Below are 18,184 nucleotides of genomic sequence, written 5' to 3'. Positions count from 1 at the left end.
CGCGCCGTGAAGAGGTCGAATGCGCATGATGAGCGAGACTCAGCCTCGAAGGAGTACGGTGCCCGAAAACCCCATACGTCTGGTCGACCGACGTCCCAACGTTTCCGCGGAGGAGCTCCTCGAAGGGTTCACGCCGTCGGAGCGCTTCGGGGAGGTTTCCTTCGATACCTACATTCCCGACCCGCAGCAACCGTCGCAGTCTCAGGCCGTCGAGGCGCTCAAGAATTTTGCGCAAACGGTTGGCGGATCCTCTCAAGGCGGCTTCCTCTCCAAGCTCTTCGGTAAAGGGGCCAAGAAGGAGGATAAAGCCGGAATCTACCTCGACGGCGGATTCGGCGTCGGAAAGACCCACCTCCTGGCTTCCTTATTCCACGCGGTACCTGGGCCTAAGGCCTTCGGCACATTCGTCGAGTACACCAACTTGGTGGGAGCGCTGTCTTTCCGCAAGACGGTAGAGGCTTTGTCCACCTACAAGCTCGTCTGTATCGATGAGTTCGAACTGGATGACCCGGGCGATACCGTGCTGATGTCCCGCTTGATGCGCGAACTTTCCGATGCCGGGGTCAAGCTCGCGGCGACGTCGAATACCCTGCCCGGCTCCCTGGGAGAAGGACGATTTGCCGCGGTGGATTTCAAACGGGAAATTCAGGTGTTGGCCGATCAATTTGAGGTCATCCGCGTGGATGGCGAGGACTACCGCCACCGCGGCTTGCCGGCGGCTCCGCAGCCCGTAGCCGATGGCGATTTCGATCGCGTCGTGGAACAACATTTCGGAGAATCCACGCAGGTTGCCGTGGACGATTTCGACCAGCTCATCGAACATCTCTCCTCGGTTCACCCGAGCCGATACCGCCAGCTCGTGGCGGGGCTGGACGGGATCGCGTGGCGGAACGTCACGACGATTACCTCGCAGGCCGTGGCACTGCGTTTCGTCGTGCTTGCGGATCGCCTCTACGACCGAGACCTTCCGATCATTTCGTCCGGTGCGCCATTTGACCAGGTCTTCACCGAGGAGATGATGGCGGGCGGATACCAGAAGAAGTACTTCCGCGCGGTCTCTCGTCTGACGGCACTCGCTCGCGAGGGCATGCTCGAGGGTTCGGCGCATCAAAACTAGGCCCCCAATGGGCTTGGCGGAAGGAGCTGCCGTTGTTGTGGTGGATACTTCCGGCGGTCGTGGTGGGCACGATTCTGCAACGGATTTCCGGGACCGGGGTGGGCCTGGTGGTCGCTCCGGTGTTCACCCTCATCCTGGGTGGGGCGAGCGGCATTTTCTTGGCGAATCTCACCACCGCGGTCTCTGGGGCCCTCCTGACCGTCGCGCTGTGGCGTTCCGTCAACTGGAAACAGTGGCGGTTGCTGTGCCTGTCGGCCGTGTTGGGAACGGTCCCCGGTGCCGTCCTCGTTCGGCTGGCTCCCGGCCCCGTTCTTCAGCTCATCGTCGGTAGCGTCGTCGCTCTCGCCCTGGTGGTGACGCTGGCGGGAAAGCAAACCCGTGCGGTACAGGGGTCCGGTGTCGGCGTGGTCTCCGGTGCCGCGGGCGGGCTCTTGAACGTCACGGCCGGAGTCGCCGCACCCGCCATGGTGATCTATTCGCGCGTGACCTCGTGGCGTCAGACGGAATACGCCGCAACGATGCAACCGGTGTTCATGACCCTCGGCCTGATGTCTCTCGTCGCCAAATGGTCGGTCGGCGCGGTGCACGGGGCCGCTCTGCCCCCGCCCTGGTTGTTGCCGGGTGTGGCGCTCTCCGTCGTCGTCGGTTTGGTGATGGGCCGGCCGTTGGTTCGGCGTATCTCCCCGAACATTGCGAGGACACTCGCACTGACGCTCGCGGGGGCCGGAGCCGCCCTGACGATCGGAAAAGGGATACTCGGACTGATGACCTAGCGACGTCGGCCTGACCCGAACGTACGGACCCGTGATTGGGCAGGTGCGGTAGACGCACAAAGGCCCCGGTTCCAAAGAACCGGGGCCTTTCCTTTGTGCGCGATACTGGGATCGAACCAGTGACCTCTTCCGTGTCAGGGAAGCGCGCTACCGCTGCGCCAATCGCGCGAGTTACATCAATATATTATGTACTGCGAGGTGAGGACGGGATTCGAACCCGCGTTCACGGCTTTGCAGGCCGCTGCCTAACCACTCGACCACCTCACCATGTTCCTGATCAAGCGACTCAGGGCCTTCGCTTCACGAGGTGAAGCAAGCTGCGAGCGGTTGACGGGACTCGAACCCGCGACATCCACCTTGGCAAGGTGGTGCTCTACCAACTGAGCTACAACCGCATGTCCAGCAAACTCCAGGGTGACACCCTGACGTCCGGCGGGTGAATATTTCCAGCCCGTCGCGCTGACAGATGAATACTCTACACATCTTCTAAGGTCTTGCAAAATCCAGCGATCCATACCCAAAAATCCCCGGAATTACGGGGGAGAAGAGGGTTCCTTGGTGTGAAATCGGGCCATGTGGCGTCGAAATAGTGACCGTGTTGTGCATCACGGGCCCTTGGAGGGTGCCGAATTGACTCCCAGGGGTGGCGTCTCTAAGATGTATCGAGTGCTGAGCGCGATTGGCGCAGTGGTAGCGCGCTTCGTTCACACCGAAGAGGTCACTGGTTCGAACCCAGTATCGCGCACAAATGGTTGCCCAGCAGCCAGGTGAAGGTCCCCGCCGGAACATCCGGTCGGGGACCTTTTTCATGAGGTGTGGTGTAGATCGGCACCCGAGGTGCAGTGTCGATCCCGCGGGTGTGGACTGACCGGACGCACACTGGAATGAAGCATTTCGGGGTGGACCGAAGATTGGGTGGGCTCTCACGGCGCGCCGCCCAAGCCCCCGGACACGCCAGTACGAAGGACTGATTCATCGATGACCCAACCGAGGTTGGCAACCGCCACCGAGCACGGGCGCATGTATGCGCGCAAGGTGGACGGTGAGCCCACGGTGCCTTCCATTACGACGGTCATCGGCCAGTTTGCTCAAGATCTGGGCGGTTGGCATGGGTACATGGCAGCGAAGGCCGCACTCGAAGACGACCGCATGCTCCGGGCCGGGCGCTCGACCGGCCTCAAACACGCCGTCATTCGCGACGCCGCCGCAGCAGCCGAACGATACAGAGATCAAGCCGCCGCACGGGGAGATCGGGTGCACAACTATTGCGAAGCCGTCGCTTTGCGAGAGTTGGGCCGAGAAAATCAGGTTGCCGAGACCCGGGAAACCCTGCGCGCGCATGGGGAAACTGACTGGGCGGATCGGTTCGATGAATGGTGGGACCTCTACCAACCCGAGCCTCTTGCGGCAGAAGTGACGGTGTGGAACCACACCGTGGGATACGCGGGGACCCTGGATCTCGTGGCTCGAATCGGCGGACGCGTCTGCATCATCGACTACAAGACCAAAGGCACGGATCGGAAAAACCGCGTCAAACCGCTGGACGCCAAGGTCATCATGCAGCTCGTGGCCGGGGTCAAGGCGGAGGAGTATCTCGTTGACGCCGAAACGGGACAGTGGGAACCGTGGGAGTACGGGGATGCACCCGTTCTCCTGGGAGTTGCGCTCGGTGAAACTGAAGTCAAACCCCAACAAGCGAATCCGGCTTTGCTCAAGGACAGCTGGTTCAAGTTCTGCGCTCTCCGTAAAGTATGGGAATACCACCGGAGCGTGGATTCGATCGCTGCCGACGGGGCCGTTCAACCACTCATGCCGGTGGTTCCGCCGCCCCCGCGCGTCACCCTGCCCGAACAGAACGCCAGCTGACTCACCAACCTCAAGGACTTCGATGACCGTACTGACCGTGCGCACTCTTGGCGATCCGGTACTTCGTACCGTGTGTGAACCCGTGACGAATTTCGACGACGAAATCGGCCGCCTCGTCGACGACATGATTGAAACCATGTTCGAGGTCGAAGGCGTTGGGCTAGCCGCGCCGCAGATCGGGGTCTCACTGCGACTCTTCACCTACGGCGTCGAGGGGCGCGATGGCGAGGTCGGTCACGTGATCAATCCGGTGCTCGAAGTGGGCGAGGAGCCCCAAGAAGGCGGCGAAGGCTGCCTATCCGTTCCCGGGTTGAGTAGCGACACCCCGCGCCGACACTGGGCGCGCGTCACCGGCGTGGACAAAAATAATCGTCCCGTCGTGGTGGAAGGCGAAGGCCTTTTGGCGCGATGCTTGCAGCATGAAACCGACCACCTGGACGGCAAGCTGTACATCGACCGGCTGGTCGGCGACGACAAGAAGCGGATCATGAAAGCCATCCGAGCCGCCGACTATCGGGACGTTGCTGCGGGAGTGGAACGACGCCGGGCGGGCACCGTGTCCAGCGGATTCGCCGCTGGGTCAAGCTTCGGCAAGGGATCAGCTTTTGGTGGTTCGGCATTGGGAGGACGCTCATGACCCGAGTTCTGTACGCGGGGACCCCGGAGACGGCCGTCCCCCCGCTCGAAGCGCTCCTCGCCGCCGGGCTCGACGTCGTCGGGGTTCTGACCAGGAATGATGCCCCCGTGGGACGCAAGCGTGTGATGACACCGTCGCCGGTGGCGCGTCGGGCAGAGGAGCTGGGTCTTCCGGTCATTAAATCCGGTGCGTACGACGACGAAGCGCACCAGGCGGTCACGGACCTCGCCCCGGACATCGCGGCGGTGGTCGCCTATGGTGCGATCCTGCCGAGTCGAGCGTTGGACGCCTTGGAACACGGATGGATCAACCTGCATTTTTCGGTCCTCCCGGCGTGGCGAGGAGCGGCACCCGTGCAACGTGCGCTGATGGCGGGGGAGCGAGAGCTTGGCGCGTCCGTATTTCAGATCGAAAAGGGCATGGACACCGGCCCGGTGTACAAGACCCTGACCGAGACGGCCTCTGACGACGACACTGCAGGGACCATGCTGCACCAGCTGTCCATCAGCGGAGGCGCTCTCCTTGCCGAGGTGATCGGTGACGTCTCACAGGGGCGGATCGTCGCGACGCCGCAGTCCGGCGAACCGACCTACGCCGCGAAACTCACCCTTCAGGATGGACGCATTGATTGGTCGGGCTCCGCCGCCGACGTCGCGGCGCAGGTGCGCGGAGTGACGCCAGAACCCGGGGCCTGGACGGAACTCAACGGCCAGCGGGTCAAGATGCAAGGAATCCGGCAGGTCCACGATGCGGCCGACCCAGCCCCACCAGGCACTGCCCGATTGGAGCATCGCACGATGACGGTCGCCTGCGGCGTCGGGCGAGTGAGCGTTGAGCGCCTCCAGCCGGCGGGCAAGAAGATGATGGCCGCGGCGGACTGGGCCCGTGGAGCCGGGCAACTCGAGCAGAATACGGTGGTCTTTCAATGAGCGAAACTTCAGGACGCGGCCGGTCATCGGCATCTGGCGGTCGGCGCGCCGGGTCGTCCCCACAGCGGGGAGGCGCAAAGCGTCGAAATGCACAGGGCCGGGAGCGCAATCGTCAGAGCCAGGGAGCGCGAAACTTTTCGTCCTCCGCGCCCAGCCAACGGCGTCGAGTCGCAGACCCGGAACGATTGGTCGCTTTCGAGGTTCTTCAGGCCGTCGAAACCCAGGACTCTTACGCGAATTTGGTTTTGCCGTCGACGATTCGTCGCCACGGGTTGGACCGGCGTCAGGCGGCCTTCGCCACGGAACTGACCTACGGAACGTTGCGCGAGCGGGGAATTTACGACGCCGTCTTGGCCGAATGCCTCGATCGGAAGCTCTCCGCAACGGACCCGAAGATCGTGACCGCGTTGCGCCTGGGGGCCCACCAGATTCTCGGAATGAGGGTTCCGGCCCACGCCGCGTTGAATCAGACCGTCGGTCTGGCGCGCGGCGTCATCGGTGCCGGACCCGCCACGATGGTCAACGCAGTTTTGCGTCGCGTCAGCGAGAAGAGCCGCGACGAGTGGCTGGCGCAACTCACGGAAGGGGTAACCGACGAGGTCAAGCGGCTCTCCCTCGAGACATCGCATCCGGCATGGATCGTCCGTGCCTTCCGCCAAGGACTGGCGGCACACGGTCGTACGACCTCGGAGCTTCGCTCGCTCTTGGACGCGGACAACGAAAGCCCCTCCGTGCACCTGGTCGCGTTGCCGGGGCTGGGAGACCTCGCCGAAGCCCGTGAGAATGACGCCCGACCTGGCGAACTCACTGAGGAGTCGGCCGTATATCGCCACGGCGACCTGAGCAGGCTCGAATCGGTACGATCCGGCACCGTCCGGGCTCAGGACGCCGGGTCTCAACTCGTGGCCCGAACCCTCGCCGCAACACCGATCGAGGGTTCGGACGGTGCCTGGCTCGATCTGTGCGCCGGTCCCGGAGGTAAAGCGGCGCTGCTCGGTGCACTCGCCGCCCAGAGGGGTGCGCAGCTTGTGGCGAACGAATCGGCCGAGCACCGTGCAGATCTCGTCCGCAAGGCCCTTGCTCCGCTTCCGCGGGAGTCCTACACGGTGCTGACTTCGGACGGACGTGCCATCGCGGAGACGATCCACACCGCGGACCTCCCGGAAGAGGTATCGCTCGCGGTCGAGGCCTTTGGCGAAACCGGTGAGATTTTCGACCGGGTCATGGTCGACGTTCCGTGTTCGGGTCTCGGGGCATTGCGACGTCGGCCGGAAGCCCGGTGGCGGAAGACGCCGGGCGATATCGCGGAGCTGATGTCGTTACAACTCGATTTGGCCCGCGCGGCCGTCACAGTGACGAGACCGGGAGGTCTCATCGCGTATGTGACGTGTTCGCCCCATCCCGCCGAAACACAGAACGTGCTGTTGGACCTCCTGAACGGGGACGACGTCGAACTGCTCGATACTGGCGCTGCCATGCAGGCGGCGGCCCTTCCCGGAGCCCTCGAGGGCGAAGCTGCTCCTGGAGCGCCGATGGCGGGGGCTCCAGTTGCCGAGGGGCAGAAGGCGGCCACCACGGCACAGCTTTGGCCGCATGTGCATGGAACGGACGCGATGTTCATGGCCTTGTTGCGCAAAAAATAGGTCTGCGCACGGCCGAAAGCGGCAAGTGCTCTCGGTATGCTGTGACATGCACCCCGTCTCTTGCAAGGCACAAGACGGGAAAACCGCGTCTCGACGTCAGGAGGGCCCGTGAGGCATCTTCACATCAACCCGTCCATTTTGTCCGCCGATTTTTCTCGCCTGGGCGAGGAACTGCGTGCCATCGAGACGGCCGATGCGGCCCACATCGACGTCATGGACAACCACTTTGTGCCGAATCTGACCTGGGGACCCGCCGTCGTGGAGCGACTCCACGCCGTCTCACCCGTGCCCTTCGATGTCCACCTCATGATTGAGGACGCCGATCGGTGGGCACCTCGCTACGCGGAGATCGGGTGTGAGTCCGTGACATTCCACGCGGAAGCTGCGATAGCACCGATCAAGCTCGCGCGCGAGCTACGAGCTCAGGGCGCCAAGGCCGGGATGGCGTTGCGTCCGGCGACTCCGGTGGAACCGTACCTCGACATGCTCGAGGAGTTGGACCTTCTCCTCGTGATGACCGTCGAACCCGGGTTTGGTGGCCAGAAATTCTTGGATGTGACCTTGCCGAAATTGCGGCGTGCCGCGGAAGCGATCCGCGGTTCTGATGCCCAGGTCGCTTTGCAGGTCGACGGCGGAATTTCGGAAGAGACCATCGGGCGTGCGGCCGAGGCTGGGGCCGATGTGTTCGTGGCCGGATCCGCCGTCTATGGTGCGAAGGACCCTGCGGAGGCCATCTCTTCATTGCGTTCCATTGCATCCCGATCGGTGGGCTAAACCTCTTCATCGGCACTCGATGTGCCATAATCGAATTCACGCAATCGTGCTCCGGGGGTCGGTGAAATTCCGAACCGGCGGTTATAGTCCGCGACCCGGTTCATTCAGTTCCTCTTGAATGGCCCGGCCGAATCGGTGAAATTCCGGTACCGACAGTCACAGTCTGGATAAAGGCGCACGAGCAGAACGCGGCACAGCGCCGTCGGACGCTCGCTCTCAGCGGGCTTCCTCGATGGGCTGGGCCTAACGTTGTGTTCTCCCCGGAGCCTCCGCAGCTCGGAAGGAGAACAGTGAACTTTCTGCGGTGGCTCTTTGACGCTCAGCTGTCGATCGGTGGAGGTTTCATCCTCTGGCGCGAGGTCTTGGGCAATCTTTTCGGCTTGGCATCTGCCCTCGGCGGAATGCGGCGCAAAGTCTGGGCCTGGCCCGTCGGCATTGCCGGAAATCTGCTCTTATTGACCGTGTTTATGGGTGCCGTGTTTGGTTCCCCGCACCCTGTGAACCTCCTCGGCCAAGCGGCCCGGCAGATCATGTTCATCATCGTGTCGATCTACGGCTGGTACCAGTGGAAGACCGCTAAGCAACAAGGCCGCTCGGCCGTTTCGCCGCGGTGGGCCACATGGAAAGAACGACTCGTGCTGGTCGTGGCCTTTATCGGCGGTACCGCAGCGCTCACGCCAGTTTTTCGGGCCCTGGGATCCTACGAACCGGTGTGGTCGGATGCATGGATTTTCGTGGGAACGCTGCTGGCCACCTGGGGAATGGCCAGGGGATGGGTCGAATTCTGGCTGATCTGGGTCGCGGTCGACGTCGTCGGCGTACCGTTGTTGTTCTCGGCCGGCTACTACGCCTCCGGGTTCATGTATTTGTTCTATGGATGCTTCACACTGACCGGTTTCTTTATGTGGTGGCGTACCCGGAACCAAGAGCGGCGCGTTGAACTGGAAACTCAATTCCCGGATCCCACGGTGGACGTCACGAGTAAGGACCACGCGTGAACCACTCGGCGGAAGAATCTGGCCTCAGAGCCATGCGAGCGGCGCTCACGGCGGCTCTGCACGGAGTCCGAGGATCGAACCCCCTGGTGGGGGCGGTGCTGACCAATGAATCCGGGGACATCCTTCACGTGGGGTGGCACCGGGGGAGCGGCACGCCTCACGCCGAGGTAGATGTTCTGGAACAAGCCCGCCGGGCCGGAACCGACCTCAACCACACGCATCTATACGTGACCCTCGAGCCGTGCAATCATTACGGGCGAACCGGCCCGTGTTCCAAAGCGATAGCAGACGCCGGCATACCGAAGGTCACCTATGCCGAGACGGATGGGACGGGCGCCGCAGGGGGCGCGGAATTCCTGGCCTCCCATGGGATCGACATGCATGCGGGACTCCTTCGCGAGGAAGCCCACGACATCAACGCCCGATGGTGGGCCTCCCAACAAGAGACACGACCATTCGTGACCGCCAAGGTGGCCGCTTCACTCGACGGCCAGGTGAGCGCGCTGGACGGAACGAGTCAGTGGATCACCGGCCCCGAAGCGAGGGCCCACGGGCATACACTTCGCAGCCGAGCGGATGCGATTCTCGTCGGAACGGGCACGGCGTTGAGCGACAACCCTCAGCTCTCCGCGCGCGACACCGGGGGACACCCATTGGGGCGCCAACCCCTCAGGGCGGTCATGGGCATCCGGACCATACCGGCGGGAGCACACCTCAACCAAGGTCCCGGCCATTTGCACTTGGACACTCGCGACCCCCGGGAGGCCCTTCGGCGTCTTGCCCAACAGGGGATCGGTCACGTGCTCATCGAAGGAGGGCCCAGCATCATCTCGGCCTTCCTCACGGAGGATCTGGTCGATGAAATGTACTGGTATACCGCTCCCACCCTTCTGAGCGAGGGCCGCTCCGCGACACACGGTCTCAGCGTGCCCACCCTGGCGAAGGCTTATCGGCTCGCGATCGACCCAGCTAGCGGCGAAGCCGACGGAACCCGAGAAGGCATCGGACGCCTCGGAAACGACACCCTGACGCATCTCGCACCTCAACGTCCCCACGAGAGAAAGTAACGCATCATGTTCACCGGAATCATTGAATCCCTCGGAACCGTGGAGCATCTCGATCTCCGCGCCGACTCGGCGGTACTGTCCGTGCGGGCCGGAGACCTGGTGGCTGATCTGGACGAGGGCGGATCCTTGGCCATCAACGGAGTATGCCTGACCGCCACGCCCCATCACGCCGAACCCGGAATCTTCACCGCCGATGTGATCGGAGAGACCCTCGCCCGCACCTCATTGCGGACCCTGCACCCGGGATCGCGAGTCAACCTGGAGCGTTGCCTCCGCGCCGACGGCCGATTCGACGGTCACATCGTGCAGGGGCATGTCGACGGCACCGGCACGATCCTCGCGATCGAAGACCTGCCCGACTGGTCGATCGTCCGCATCGGCATGCCTCAAAGCCTCGCCCCGTTCTTGGCGGAAAAAGGCTCTATTGCGGTGGACGGGATTTCCTTGACTGTCACCGCGGTCAGCCCGGCCGGTTCTCCGGATCCGTGGTTTGAAGTGGGAATTATCCCGACGACGTTGCGAGCCACCACCCTGGGGGACGCCCACCCCGGAGACCCCGTGAACCTGGAGACCGACGCCGTCGCTAAATACTTGGCGAGGAGCCGAGCCTTCGAAACCCCCGCGCACGAAGCCCTCACGGAGATCCCCGACCATGACGCCGACGTGTCGACGGGGCTCGACGCCGTCGAAGACGCCGTCCAAGCAATTCGTGCAGGCGGCTTGGCCGTCGTGGTGGACGACGAGAACCGGGAGAATGAAGGCGACCTCATCGGAGCCGCGGCGCTCGCCGACCCGGCACGACTGGGCTTCATGATCCGGTATTCCTCAGGAGTGGTGTGTGCACCCATGAGTCCCGAGCGCGCCGATGCCCTCGACTTGCCTCCCATGACGGCAGTCAACGAGGACCCTAAATCCACGGCCTACACGGTGACCTGCGACGCCGCCCGTGGGATTACCTCTGGTATCAGCGCTGCTGACCGAGCCAAGACGCTGAACGTTCTCGCCGGTTCGTCCTCCACGGCGTCGGACCTGACGCGCCCCGGCCACATCCTGCCTTTGCGTGCCGTTCCTGGGGGTGTGCGCGCCCGGCAGGGGCACACCGAAGCCGCGGTCGACTTGGCGCGGCTGGCTGGCCTCCCCGACGTCGGATATATCGCCGAGGTAGTTCACGATGACGGTTCGATGATGCGCTTCGATGCTTTGCGTGAATTCGCGACGATGCACGGCCTGCCGATGATTTCGATTGCTGATCTCCAAGCGGAGCTCGAGGCCGACTTGGTGGAGGACCTTGACGCATGAGTATTCCACCAGATTTTGGGGACGAGGGGGAGCAGCGGATTCGTCCCGAGGCGACGTCGGAGGCCGTGATGGTCCCAACGCCCCATGGCATTTTCAGCATCCGGGCGTGGTCTTTCCCTGACGGCCACGAAATTCTGACCGCGACCGCGGCGGACGCCTCGGGCAACATCATCGATTCCGAGAACCCGGAGCCTCTGGTTCGTTTGCATTCGGAGTGCCTCACGGGTGACGTCTTCGGATCGTTTCGTTGCGACTGTGGTCCGCAACTGGCCCAAGGCCTCGAGACCATTGCCAAGGTCGGAGGAACATTGATGTACATCAAGGGCCATGAGGGGCGAGGCATCGGGCTGGTCCACAAGATCAGGGCCTATGCTCTCCAGGACCAAGGGATGGACACCGTGGACGCGAACCTCGCGCTGGGTTTCGAACCTGACCCGCGAGCCTATGCCCAGGCGGCCTATGTCCTCCGAGACCTCGGAATCACGACGTTACGGTTGATGACCAACAACCCCGCCAAAGTCGAGGCACTCGCCGCGCTCGGCATCGAGGTCTCGTCGATCGAACCTGACGAAATCGGTCCACGACCGGAAAATGCACGATATCTTGCGACCAAGAGGGATCGCATGCATCACCGCCTCGAGCTGCTCACGAATGAGGGCCCGGAACAAGCTGACGTCAACCATGACGACAACAATTCACCCAACGTAGCTGACGGAACGAAGGAGACATCATGAGTGGAGAAGGCGCATTCACGGCGGAACTGAAGGATCTGGACGCGGGAGACCTCAGGGTCGCCGTCGTGGCAGCCTCATGGCATGAGCGTGTCATGAACGGACTCCTGGACGGGGCCTCTCGTGCCCTGTCCGAGGCCGGTCTCAGCGAATTGTCGACGATCGTGCGCGTGCCCGGATCATTCGAACTTCCGGTGGCCGCCGCACGGCTGGCTCAGAGCCACGACGCCGTCGTCGCGCTGGGAGTCGTGATTCGTGGAGGAACGCCTCACTTCGAGTATGTCTGTCAGGCGGCGACGCAGGGGTTGACCCAGGTCAGCCTCGAGAGCGGAAAGCCGGTCGGTTTCGGCGTGCTGACCTGCGACGACGAAGAGCAAGCCCTCGATCGTGCCGGGCTCGAGGGATCGTCGGAGGACAAAGGCTACGAAGCGACGTCGGCCGCTGTCCACACCGCGGTAACACTGTCTCGACTTTGAGAACGCCGGGGTACCCTAAACAGGTGAAAACATTTGACGAGCTCTTCGCCGAGCTGACCACTAAAGCAGCCGACCGACCCGACGGTTCGAAGACCGTGGCCGAGCTAGATTCCGGTATTCACGGGATCGGGAAAAAGGTCGTGGAAGAGGCCGCCGAGGTGTGGATGGCCGGCGAATACCAGTCGGACGAGGAACTCTCTGAGGAAATTTCCCAGCTGATCTATCACCTTCAGGTGCTGATGATCGCGCGGGGCCTCAAGCCGCAGGACATCTACTCGTACTTGTAGTCGCGGACACGATCGCCCAAGAACCATCACCGATCAGCGCCCGAAGGAAGACCATGTTGCGCATTGCCGTCCCGAATAAGGGATCCCTCTCCCAAGCCGCCCAAGCGATGCTGACCGAAGCGGGGTACCTGCAGCGTCGTGACAGTCGCGAACTCGTGATCGTCGACGAAGAGAACGACGTTGAATTCTTCTACCTTCGTCCCCGCGATATCGCGGTGTACGTTGGCCACGGAACCCTCGACGTCGGCATCACGGGCAGGGACCTCCTTCTCGATTCCGGAGCGAACGCCGAGGAGTCCTTGGGCCTCGATTTCGCTCGTTCGACCTTCCATTTCGCGGGTCCGCGTGACCAGTTCAGCGACATTTCACAGCTCCACGGCAAGCGGATCGCGACCAGCTATTCGAACCTCGTGCAGAATTATCTGGAAGAACAGGGCATCGAAGCTTCGGTGGTTCGGCTCGACGGCGCCATCGAATCGTCCATCCGATTGGGCGTGGCCGACGCCATCGCCGACGTCGTGGAAACCGGAAACACCATGCGAGCGGCCGGACTCGAACCATTCGGAGAACCCCTCATGCGGTCCGAGGCCTTGCTCATCAAGCGCCGTGGCTTGGAAGATCGTGCAGGCCTGGATGTGCTTTCACGTCGCCTGCGCGGTGTGCTGGTTGCCCGCCAATATGTGCTGATGGACTACGACGTCAGCGGAGACGACCTGGACGCAGCAACCGCCGTTACTCCAGGTCTGGAAGCGCCGACCGTGTCCCCGCTCCAACGTGAGGGATGGTTCGCGGTGCGCACCATGGTGCCCAAGAAGTCCACCAACCAGATCATGGACCGTTTGTATGACGCCGGGGCACGGGCCATTCTGGTGTCCCCGATCGCGGCGGCTCGGCTGTAGCCACCTACTCGGTGAGAGGAGACGCATCATGGGCGTTGCTGTTCGTGTGATCCCTTGCTTAGACGTCGACGCGGGACGTGTCGTCAAGGGCGTTAACTTCGAGGATCTCCGGGACGCGGGAGACCCCGTCGAGCTGGCGCGGCGCTACGATGCCGCCGGAGCCGATGAACTGACTTTTCTCGACGTCACGGCGTCTTCCTCCTACCGCGAAACGACCTACGACATCGTCGCGAAGACGGCCGAACAGGTCTTCATTCCTCTGACGGTCGGCGGAGGCGTTCGCACGCCGGAAGATGTCGATCGGTTGCTCAGGGCCGGGGCGGACAAGACGTCCATCAACACCGCAGCCATCAAGAATCCGAACGTCATCAACGAGATCACAGATCGATTTGGGAATCAGGTGCTCGTGCTCTCCGTGGACGCCAAGCGGTCGGAGCACACCGCATCGGGATTCGAGGTCACAACACACGGAGGGCGCACCTCGACGGGATTGGATGCCCTCGAATGGGCTCGCGAAGCCGCCGAACGCGGGGTGGGCGAGATATTGCTGAATTCCATCGACGCCGACGGCACGCGCGACGGATTCGATCTGGAGATGATCCGGGCGGTGCGCGGCGTCGTAGACCTCCCACTGATTGCCTCCGGAGGCGCCGGCAAGGTGGAGCACTTTCCGGAGGCCGTCCGAGCGGGCGCGGATGCGTTGTTGGCCGCGTCCATCTTCCACTTCGGGCCAGATCACGCGATCAGGGACGTCAAAGCCGCTGTTCGACAGGCGGGCTTCGAGGTCCGCTGATCTCCGGTCGTGACGCTGGGTGCCGCGGAAACTAGTAGGAAATGTCGACTCGGGCGGCGTCCCGACGTCCAAAGAGATACATCATCAACTCGAGGGGTTCTCCCGTGAGCGTTACGGACTCACCGGTGCTGGGGGCCCGCACGACCTTCTGCACGACGGCGCTGACCCTGGACTCGTCGGAAGGCTGGCGCACGACCTTGGTCCCGTAGGTCGGTGAGCCGTCGGAGTCGGTCCCCACCATGGTGAGCCCATCGGGATAATTCTTCGCGAAGAGTCCCGCACGACGGGACAGAGCCCTCCAGACGGCGGATTGTTCATCCGCATCTGCCTCTCGGCCAGCATTCATCTCCAAAGCACCGGGCGATCCACGCAGAACATCCTCGCGATGAACGAGGTACTCCAAGAAGTTCGTCGTCTCGTCGACCGCCTCAACACGGCGAATGAGCGGACGAGCCGCCTCGAAACGGCTCAAACCGTGAGAAAACGCCTGACCATCGGAGAGTTCCTCGGCGAGTTCTTCGGTCTTGGCTTCCGTGCGCTGAGCAAGCGGGGGAAGGAGGACTCCGGCGGCGACGTCGGGTCGAGTCTCCCGCAAGATCAGGTGCGCGAGCATGTGCTCGGTGTTCCAACCCTCACAGAGTGTGGGATAGCCAGGGCCCACCCGGCCCAGGACATTGACGAGGTCTTGTCGAATTTCTGTGATCGCGCTCATGGGTCGATTGTAGGCCCACAAGGTTAAACGGGGGAGACGCCGAGGTGTCCCACCGGTCACGTTCGCCCGCCACCGTTGCGTCACGACGGCCCGAAGGCCGGACGGTAGAGTGGTGGGCGATGATGAGTCAGCCACGTACCCAGGAATCCACCCTGCCCGAGGAGATCAGGCAGCGGTTGAAACGCGATGATCAAGGACTCGTTGCCGCCGTCATCCAGCAATACGACACCGGTGAAGTGCTCATGTTGGGATGGATGGACGACGAAGCTCTGCAACGCACCCTGTCCACAGGCCGTGTGACGTTCTGGTCGCGATCCCGCGCCGAGTACTGGCGTAAAGGCGACACCTCGGGGCACCGCCAGTACGTCAAATCCGTTGCATTGGACTGCGACGGCGACGCACTGCTGGTGCAGGTCGACCAAGTCGGCGCCGCGTGCCACACCGGAACGCGAACCTGTTTCGACGAGAGGTCATTGCACGCCGTCACGGGCCACCGAGACGACCACTAATCCCAGGCCGATCCATCGCTTAAGGAAACATCGATGAAGACCCACGAACCGTCCTACTCCGGCAAGTTCCGGCCAACCCGCGAGGAATTCCGTCAGCTGGCCGAAGAACACCGGGTGATTCCGGTGACCCTCAAGGTCGTCGCGGATTCCATGACACCCATAGGGCTCTACCGCTCCCTCGTGGCGCGCGATGGCCAGAGCCGGCCGGGAACCTTTCTCCTGGAATCCGCCAACGAAGGCGCCCAGTGGTCCCGCTACTCATTCATCGGCGTCTCCTCGCGCTCGACGCTGACGACCAAGGACGGCAAACCGCACTGGCAGGGCACCATCCCGGAAGGGGCCCCAACCGACGGCTCTCCCGTAGACGCCATCCGCGACACCCTTGAGATGCTCCACACGGAAGCATGGGACGGTCTTCCGCCCCTGACCTCGGGACTCGTCGGTTACTTGGGCTGGGACACCGTCCGGCACTGGGAGAAACTGCCACACCCACCCACGGACGATGTCCACCTCCCTGAATTTGCCCTCAACCTCGTATCCGACATGGCGATTCACGATCACCACGACGGTTCCGTCACCTTGGTGGCTAACGCCATCAATTGGAACGGCACCTCGGACCGGGTGGACTGGGCCTACGACGACGCCGTCGCGCGATTGACATCCATGATCGATGACCTCGCCGAACCCCTCGGGCGGACCACGGTCTCCATTTTCACGGGCGATGACAAGGACACCTCGTCACCCGTGGACGACGAGCGAGTCCACGAAACATGGAGTCGCCAGCAGTACATGAACGCGATCGTCGAGGCTAAACACGCGATCGTCGACGGGGATATCTTCCAGGTAGTCATCTCCAGGCGTTTCGAGGCAGACTGCCCCGAGCCGCCATTAGATGTCTACCGCGTCCTGCGGCAAACCAACCCCTCGCCGTACATGTACCTCTACACTTTCGAAGACCCCGACGGCGAACCCTATTCGATCGTAGGTTCCTCGCCTGAGGCCTTGGTGACCGTTCACGGCGACCGTGCCAGCACGCACCCGATTGCCGGATCCCGCCCCCGAGGAAAGACCCACTCGCAAGACGTCGCGCTCGCAGAAGAACTCCTGGCCGATGAGAAGGAAAAATCGGAGCACTTGATGCTCGTGGATCTCTCCCGGAACGATCTCTCGAAGATCGCCACCCCGGGCACCGTGGCCGTCACGCAGTTCATGGAGGTCGAGCGGTTCAGCCACATCATGCACATTTCCTCGACGGTCGAGGCCCACATTCGCGACGACGCCCATGCGTACGACGTCTTGAGAGCCACCTTCCCCGCCGGAACGCTCTCGGGAGCACCGAAACCCCGTGCCATGCAACTCCTCGACGATTACGAGCCACACCGCAGAGGGGTCTACGCTGGCGTGGTCGGGTATTTCGATTTCGCGGGAAACATGGACATGGCCATTGCCATCCGCACCGCGTTATTGCGCGACAATCGTGCATTCGTGCAAGCAGGAGCGGGAATCGTCGCAGATTCTCAACCCGAAACGGAAGCCGATGAATCCGTGAGTAAAGCTGCCGCCCCCTTGAAGGCGGCGCTCCGTGCCCGTGATCTGACGAGCATCGCCGAGGAGGAAAAGCATTGACCCAGGAACCGGACAACGCCTCACTCGCGGCCCCCGAAGTGTCCGGAGGGACGGACCAGGGGAAACGGGCTCCCGGCTCAGGGCGGGTGATCTTGGTGTGTTTGTTGATTCCTGCGTTGGCCTTTGTGACGACGCTATTCCCGTGGATTCAGGCACACGTTTCGAGCGTGATGTCAGCGGTCGATGTCGACGTTAAGGGCACGGACGCGGCGCCCGCTGTGTCCGCCTTGGCCTTGGTGGCCTTGGCCGGCGTCTTGACGGTTCGGATCGCGGGCAAAGTGTTGAGGTTGGTGATCAGCGCCGTCATTGCCCTGGCTGGACTTGGCATGGGGATCGCTGCCCTCACCGCCGCTCTGAACCCCACGGATGCCGCGATGACCAAGGTGGGCGAAGCCACCGGCACCAACGGACCCGGAGGCCAGTACGTTGTCACCGTTTGGCCCTGGCTGACTCTCGTCCTCGGGGTCGCCACCATCCTCGCGGCGGCCTGGCTGTGGTGGAGCAGCCGGTCGTGGAAGACCACCTCCCGGCGTTACGAACGAACGTCGCAACATTCGGTCCAACGAGGTGAGAACCCTCACGCTGACGATATCGATGCCTGGGACTCCTTGAGCGAGGGCGAAGACCCGACGCGGTGAGGCCCGTGCAACATCCGTTGCCGGCGGTATCCTTGACATAGACTATTCACAGACTGCGCACGAATTCGTGCTGATCACTTCGTATTAGGAGGGCCAGTGAGCTCTGAACAGAATCTCGAACTCACGCCGACCGCCGTCGAGGGACACGGAAATACACCGGCCGCCTGGGCCTTGGTCACGTTGGTGATGCTCGGGACTCTGGTCGGTACGGTTGCTTTCGACCGCGGCAGCATGGTGTGGATCATCATCGGTGTCGCCATCATTCTGCTCGGCGGGGTAGTCGGTGGCATCTTGAAAGCCGCCGGTTACGGCAAGCTCGGCTCACGGCTCAAGAGCCATCACTAACAATCCATGACGACAGCGCTCCCCGAGGCACCAGCCTTCGGCGGGGCGCTGTTCTTCATGAACAG

At 62.8% G+C, this 18,184-nt stretch carries 20 protein-coding genes, 4 tRNA genes and 1 riboswitch; of the genes, 20 read left to right on the top strand and 4 right to left on the bottom strand.

What is annotated here, in order from left to right; genetic code table 11:
• Nucleotides 1–28 precede the first annotated feature (28 nt).
• Together zapE and B9Y51_RS10200 are read left to right on the top strand one after the other, a co-directional pair.
• A complete protein-coding gene (zapE, locus tag B9Y51_RS10205) occupies nt 29–1,117 on the top strand; it encodes a cell division protein ZapE (RefSeq protein WP_245826188.1) in 1,089 nt (362 codons plus the stop codon).
• Between the two features lie 32 nt (nt 1,118–1,149).
• Nucleotides 1,150–1,890 (top strand): sulfite exporter TauE/SafE family protein, encoded by a 741-nt coding sequence (locus B9Y51_RS10200; RefSeq protein WP_158088288.1) that lies wholly within the window; start codon nt 1,150–1,152, stop codon nt 1,888–1,890.
• Nucleotides 1,891–1,986: 96 nt separating this feature from the next.
• On the opposite strand, the gene B9Y51_RS10195 is transcribed toward B9Y51_RS10200, so the two are convergent.
• From B9Y51_RS10195 to B9Y51_RS10185, 3 genes are all read right to left on the bottom strand, one after another.
• Nucleotides 1,987–2,058 (bottom strand) — tRNA-Val (locus B9Y51_RS10195).
• Nucleotides 2,059–2,086: 28 nt separating this feature from the next.
• Nucleotides 2,087–2,157: transfer RNA gene (locus B9Y51_RS10190), tRNA-Cys, on the bottom strand.
• Between the two features lie 55 nt (nt 2,158–2,212).
• Nucleotides 2,213–2,285: transfer RNA gene (locus tag B9Y51_RS10185), tRNA-Gly, on the bottom strand.
• Nucleotides 2,286–2,563: 278 nt separating this feature from the next.
• On the opposite strand from B9Y51_RS10185, the gene B9Y51_RS10180 reads away from it, so the two are divergent.
• From B9Y51_RS10180 to hisF, 14 genes are all read left to right on the top strand, one after another.
• Nucleotides 2,564–2,635 (top strand) — tRNA-Val (locus B9Y51_RS10180).
• Between the two features lie 233 nt (nt 2,636–2,868).
• Nucleotides 2,869–3,756 carry a PD-(D/E)XK nuclease family protein gene (locus tag B9Y51_RS10175; protein WP_085529582.1) on the top strand — a complete coding sequence of 296 codons (888 nt, stop codon included), beginning with the start codon at nt 2,869–2,871 and terminating at the stop codon, nt 3,754–3,756.
• Between the two features lie 22 nt (nt 3,757–3,778).
• Nucleotides 3,779–4,393, top strand: a complete 615-nt coding sequence (gene def / locus B9Y51_RS10170) for a peptide deformylase (RefSeq protein WP_048678503.1) — start codon at nt 3,779–3,781, stop codon at nt 4,391–4,393.
• Nucleotides 4,390–5,322 (top strand): methionyl-tRNA formyltransferase, encoded by a 933-nt coding sequence (gene fmt / locus B9Y51_RS10165; RefSeq protein ID WP_085529581.1) that lies wholly within the window; start codon nt 4,390–4,392, stop codon nt 5,320–5,322. Before def ends, fmt begins: the two co-directional genes overlap by 4 nt.
• Nucleotides 5,319–6,965 carry an RsmB/NOP family class I SAM-dependent RNA methyltransferase gene (locus B9Y51_RS10160; protein WP_085529580.1) on the top strand — a complete coding sequence of 549 codons (1,647 nt, stop codon included), beginning with the start codon at nt 5,319–5,321 and terminating at the stop codon, nt 6,963–6,965. The genes fmt and B9Y51_RS10160 overlap by 4 nt, the downstream gene beginning before the upstream one ends.
• A gap of 108 nt (nt 6,966–7,073) precedes the next feature.
• Nucleotides 7,074–7,739 carry a ribulose-phosphate 3-epimerase gene (gene rpe / locus B9Y51_RS10155; RefSeq protein WP_048678498.1) on the top strand — a complete coding sequence of 222 codons (666 nt, stop codon included), beginning with the start codon at nt 7,074–7,076 and terminating at the stop codon, nt 7,737–7,739.
• Between the two features lie 43 nt (nt 7,740–7,782).
• A riboswitch (FMN riboswitch) is annotated at nt 7,783–7,921 on the top strand.
• 108 nt (nt 7,922–8,029) lie between these two features.
• Nucleotides 8,030–8,737 (top strand): nicotinamide riboside transporter PnuC, encoded by a 708-nt coding sequence (pnuC, locus tag B9Y51_RS10150; RefSeq protein ID WP_048678496.1) that lies wholly within the window; start codon nt 8,030–8,032, stop codon nt 8,735–8,737.
• A complete protein-coding gene (gene ribD / locus B9Y51_RS10145; protein WP_143468044.1) occupies nt 8,734–9,804 on the top strand; it encodes a bifunctional diaminohydroxyphosphoribosylaminopyrimidine deaminase/5-amino-6-(5-phosphoribosylamino)uracil reductase RibD in 1,071 nt (356 codons plus the stop codon). Before pnuC ends, ribD begins: the two co-directional genes overlap by 4 nt.
• Nucleotides 9,805–9,810: 6 nt before the next feature.
• Complete coding sequence (ribB, locus tag B9Y51_RS10140; protein ID WP_085529579.1) at nt 9,811–11,103, top strand: 3,4-dihydroxy-2-butanone-4-phosphate synthase; 1,293 nt, start codon at nt 9,811–9,813, stop codon at nt 11,101–11,103.
• Complete coding sequence (locus tag B9Y51_RS10135) at nt 11,100–11,837, top strand: GTP cyclohydrolase II (RefSeq protein ID WP_085529578.1); 738 nt, start codon at nt 11,100–11,102, stop codon at nt 11,835–11,837. Before ribB ends, B9Y51_RS10135 begins: the two co-directional genes overlap by 4 nt.
• Nucleotides 11,834–12,310: a 6,7-dimethyl-8-ribityllumazine synthase gene (gene ribH / locus B9Y51_RS10130; protein ID WP_048678492.1), complete on the top strand. Its 477-nt coding sequence runs from the start codon at nt 11,834–11,836 to the stop codon at nt 12,308–12,310. Before B9Y51_RS10135 ends, ribH begins: the two co-directional genes overlap by 4 nt.
• 23 nt (nt 12,311–12,333) lie before the next feature.
• On the top strand, nt 12,334–12,597 hold the full coding sequence (locus B9Y51_RS10125) for a phosphoribosyl-ATP diphosphatase (RefSeq protein ID WP_048678491.1): 264 nt from the start codon (nt 12,334–12,336) through the stop codon (nt 12,595–12,597).
• 53 nt (nt 12,598–12,650) lie between these two features.
• On the top strand, nt 12,651–13,496 hold the full coding sequence (gene hisG, locus B9Y51_RS10120) for an ATP phosphoribosyltransferase (protein WP_048678489.1): 846 nt from the start codon (nt 12,651–12,653) through the stop codon (nt 13,494–13,496).
• Between the two features lie 28 nt (nt 13,497–13,524).
• Complete coding sequence (gene hisF, locus B9Y51_RS10115; RefSeq protein WP_085529577.1) at nt 13,525–14,289, top strand: imidazole glycerol phosphate synthase subunit HisF; 765 nt, start codon at nt 13,525–13,527, stop codon at nt 14,287–14,289.
• 31 nt (nt 14,290–14,320) lie between these two features.
• Here the strand turns inward: hisF and B9Y51_RS10110 are convergent, their stop codons facing one another.
• Nucleotides 14,321–15,001, bottom strand: coding sequence for a maleylpyruvate isomerase family mycothiol-dependent enzyme (locus B9Y51_RS10110; protein ID WP_143468043.1), 681 nt, complete (start codon nt 14,999–15,001; stop codon nt 14,321–14,323).
• Nucleotides 15,002–15,120: 119 nt separating this feature from the next.
• Here B9Y51_RS10110 and hisI point away from each other — a divergent pair, with 119 nt between their 5' ends.
• The 4 genes from hisI (at nt 15,121) to B9Y51_RS10090 (ending at nt 18,119) form a co-directional block, all read left to right on the top strand.
• The gene (hisI, locus tag B9Y51_RS10105; protein WP_085529575.1) at nt 15,121–15,510 is read left to right on the top strand and encodes a phosphoribosyl-AMP cyclohydrolase; all 390 of its coding nucleotides are present in this window, start codon (nt 15,121–15,123) and stop codon (nt 15,508–15,510) included.
• Between the two features lie 33 nt (nt 15,511–15,543).
• The gene (locus tag B9Y51_RS10100) at nt 15,544–17,136 is read left to right on the top strand and encodes an anthranilate synthase component I (protein WP_085529574.1); all 1,593 of its coding nucleotides are present in this window, start codon (nt 15,544–15,546) and stop codon (nt 17,134–17,136) included.
• Nucleotides 17,133–17,774 carry a Trp biosynthesis-associated membrane protein gene (locus tag B9Y51_RS10095; protein WP_085529573.1) on the top strand — a complete coding sequence of 214 codons (642 nt, stop codon included), beginning with the start codon at nt 17,133–17,135 and terminating at the stop codon, nt 17,772–17,774. The genes B9Y51_RS10100 and B9Y51_RS10095 overlap by 4 nt, the downstream gene beginning before the upstream one ends.
• 96 nt (nt 17,775–17,870) lie before the next feature.
• Complete coding sequence (locus B9Y51_RS10090) at nt 17,871–18,119, top strand: HGxxPAAW family protein (protein ID WP_048678480.1); 249 nt, start codon at nt 17,871–17,873, stop codon at nt 18,117–18,119.
• Nucleotides 18,120–18,184: the final 65 nt, after the last annotated feature.

This window comes from Kocuria massiliensis (genome assembly GCF_900169715.1).
In the GTDB taxonomy this organism is placed as follows: domain Bacteria; phylum Actinomycetota; class Actinomycetes; order Actinomycetales; family Micrococcaceae; genus Rothia; species Rothia massiliensis.
Note: the sequence above shows the minus strand (reverse complement) of the source record. Positions and strands in the feature narration are given on the sequence as shown.

Excerpts from the sequence above, each read along its gene's own strand:
- zapE (WP_245826188.1), top strand. The coding sequence starts at position 29 with ATGAGCGAGACTCAGCCTCGAAGGAGTACGGTGCCCGAAAACCCCATA.
- B9Y51_RS10175 (WP_085529582.1), top strand. The coding sequence starts at position 2,869 with ATGACCCAACCGAGGTTGGCAACCGCCACCGAGCACGGGCGCATGTAT.
- def (WP_048678503.1), top strand. The coding sequence starts at position 3,779 with ATGACCGTACTGACCGTGCGCACTCTTGGCGATCCGGTACTTCGTACC.
- fmt (WP_085529581.1), top strand. The coding sequence starts at position 4,390 with ATGACCCGAGTTCTGTACGCGGGGACCCCGGAGACGGCCGTCCCCCCG.
- B9Y51_RS10160 (WP_085529580.1), top strand. The coding sequence starts at position 5,319 with ATGAGCGAAACTTCAGGACGCGGCCGGTCATCGGCATCTGGCGGTCGG.
- ribB (WP_085529579.1), top strand. The coding sequence starts at position 9,811 with ATGTTCACCGGAATCATTGAATCCCTCGGAACCGTGGAGCATCTCGAT.
- B9Y51_RS10135 (WP_085529578.1), top strand. The coding sequence starts at position 11,100 with ATGAGTATTCCACCAGATTTTGGGGACGAGGGGGAGCAGCGGATTCGT.
- ribH (WP_048678492.1), top strand. The coding sequence starts at position 11,834 with ATGAGTGGAGAAGGCGCATTCACGGCGGAACTGAAGGATCTGGACGCG.
- hisG (WP_048678489.1), top strand. The coding sequence starts at position 12,651 with ATGTTGCGCATTGCCGTCCCGAATAAGGGATCCCTCTCCCAAGCCGCC.
- hisF (WP_085529577.1), top strand. The coding sequence starts at position 13,525 with ATGGGCGTTGCTGTTCGTGTGATCCCTTGCTTAGACGTCGACGCGGGA.
- B9Y51_RS10110 (WP_143468043.1), bottom strand. The coding sequence starts at position 15,001 with ATGAGCGCGATCACAGAAATTCGACAAGACCTCGTCAATGTCCTGGGC.
- hisI (WP_085529575.1), top strand. The coding sequence starts at position 15,121 with ATGATGAGTCAGCCACGTACCCAGGAATCCACCCTGCCCGAGGAGATC.
- B9Y51_RS10100 (WP_085529574.1), top strand. The coding sequence starts at position 15,544 with ATGAAGACCCACGAACCGTCCTACTCCGGCAAGTTCCGGCCAACCCGC.